The sequence below is a fragment of the Variovorax sp. 01T439_2 genome (assembly GCF_056398445.1).
This window is the reverse complement of record NZ_JBFTPJ010001011.1, coordinates 1-2,035: the sequence shown is the minus strand read 5'-3', so window position 1 is coordinate 2,035 and position 2,035 is coordinate 1. Positions and strand designations below refer to the sequence as shown.

Sequence of the window (2,035 nt, the reverse complement as noted above, 5' to 3'; positions counted from 1 at the left end):
GGGCCGCACTGTGTTCGTCACCGGCGGCGGCAGCGGCATTGGCGCGGCCATGGTGGCCGCGTTCGCCGCGCAGGGCGCACGCGTGGCCTTCGTCGACATTGCCGAAGGCGCCAGCGCCGCGCTCGCCCAGCGCATCGTGCAAGAAGGCCATGCCGCGCCGTGGTGGCGCGCCTGCGACGTGCGCGACATCGGCGCGCTGCAAAAAGCCATTGCCGACGCGGTCGCCGAGCTCGGCGACTTTGCGGTGCTGGTCAACAACGTGGCAAGCGACGACCGCCACACGCTCGAATCGGTCACGCCCGACTACTACGACAACCGCATGGCCATCAACGAGCGGCCCGCGCTGTTCGCGATCCAGTCGGTGGTGCCGGGCATGCGGCGGCTGGGCTTCGGCTCGGTCATCAACCTGGGCTCCACGGGCTGGCAGACCAAGGGCTCGGGCTACCCCTGCTATGCGATAGCCAAGTCGTCCGTCAACGGCCTCACGCGCGGCCTCGCAGTGGAACTGGGCCGTGACCGCATCCGCATCAACACCGTGTCGCCCGGCTGGGTGATGACCGAGCGGCAGGTGCAGCTCTGGCTCGACGACGAAGGCGAGCAATCGCTCAAGCGCAACCAGTGCCTGCCCGACAAGCTGATGCCCGAGGACATCGCGCGCATGGTGCTGTTCCTCGCGTCGGACGACGCCAGGATGTGCACCGCGCAGGAGTTCACCGTGGACGCGGGCTGGACCTGATCAGTCCATTTCAAGTTTGCGGCCGTAGACGCTCAGGCTCGCGGTCTTCAGCGCCTTCATCATCACCTTGGCCGCCGGCGACAGCAGCCGGTCGGTGCGCGTGATGATGCCGAAGGCGTCCATGTGGCAGGGCATGTCCAGCGGCAGCAGCGACACGATGCCGTGCGCGGCGTAGTAGCGCGCCACGTCGGTCGCGAGCACGGCCACCATGTCGCTCTGCTGCAGCATGCGAGTGATGAAGAGCAGGGCCGAGCTCTCGATGATGTTGTTCGGCGGCACCAGGCCCTCCTCCTGGAACATCAGTTCGAAGCGGTGGCGCAGCACGCTGCCCGCGGGCGGCACGATCCAGCCGGCGCCCACCACGTCGCGCAGCGTGAGGCCGCTCACGCCCAGGAGCGGATGGCCCGGGCGCACCAGCGCGCACACCGGCTCCTCGGCCAGCGCTTCGTAGCGCAGCTGCGACTTGTCGTGCTCGGCAAAAAGCCGCGCCACCAGGATGTCGRGCTTGCCCTGCTCGAGCCGCTCGATCAGCACCGCGCTGGTCTCGATCTCGAGCGACACGCGCAAATCGGGCTGCTCGCGCTTCACCATCGCCACCGCGGGCGGCATCAGCGTGAGGCCGGGCGCGGTGATGGCGCCCACGCCCACCTGGCCGAAGCGGCCGGCCTTGAGCGCGGTGAGTTCGTCGTGCGCCTGGTTCAGGCTGGCCAGCGCCACGCGGGCATGGCGGATCATGGTTTCGCCGTACCAGGTGGGCCGCATGCCGCGCGGCAGCCGGTCGAACAGCGGCACCTCCAGCACGTCTTCCAGGTCCTTCAGCAGCTTGGAGGCCGCGGGCTGCGTCATGTTGAGCACCTGGGCCGCGCGGTGGATGTTGCCTTCCTCCGCCAGCGCCACCAGCAGGAGCAGCTGCCGCGTCTTGAGGCGGGCGCGGATGAACCAATGGTTGTAGTTGGTCATGTCTCGTGGGTTGTTGTTTGTTAAAGCTTTGTGATCAGAGGGTTTTCCAGAATCCAGCGATTGATATGCATTTTGTCGAAAAAATGATTGGATTGATATCAATTCTGTTCATAGACTCGCCCCACTTCCAAAACGAGAGACAAGGTTGGCGCGCAGGTGATTCACGGCGAGATCCATCAGAACGTGCGGCAATACATCAACGGCCGCTGGGAAACCAGCGCGACCACCGGTGTGAGCGCCAATCCTTCGGACACCAGCGAAGTGGTGGCCGAATACGCTCGGGCCGATCGCCGCCAGGTGGAGTCCGCGTTCCGCGCGGCCGCCGATGCCTTTTCCCAC

At 66.5% G+C, this 2,035-nt stretch carries 2 protein-coding genes and 1 pseudogene; 2 read left to right on the top strand and 1 reads right to left on the bottom strand.

What is annotated here, in order from left to right; translation table 11 throughout:
- On the top strand, positions 1-736 hold a 736-nt coding region (locus AC1DOC_RS31170; protein WP_478131275.1), incomplete at its 5' end, for an SDR family NAD(P)-dependent oxidoreductase.
- Here the strand turns inward: AC1DOC_RS31170 and AC1DOC_RS31165 are convergent.
- Positions 737-1,696 carry a LysR family transcriptional regulator gene (locus tag AC1DOC_RS31165; RefSeq protein WP_478131274.1) on the bottom strand — a complete coding sequence of 320 codons (960 nt, stop codon included), beginning with the start codon at positions 1,694-1,696 and terminating at the stop codon, positions 737-739.
- 156 nt (positions 1,697-1,852) lie between these two features.
- Between AC1DOC_RS31165 and AC1DOC_RS31160 the strand changes: the two are divergent.
- A pseudogene (locus AC1DOC_RS31160) lies at positions 1,853-2,035 on the top strand (aldehyde dehydrogenase family protein); the annotation flags it as partial.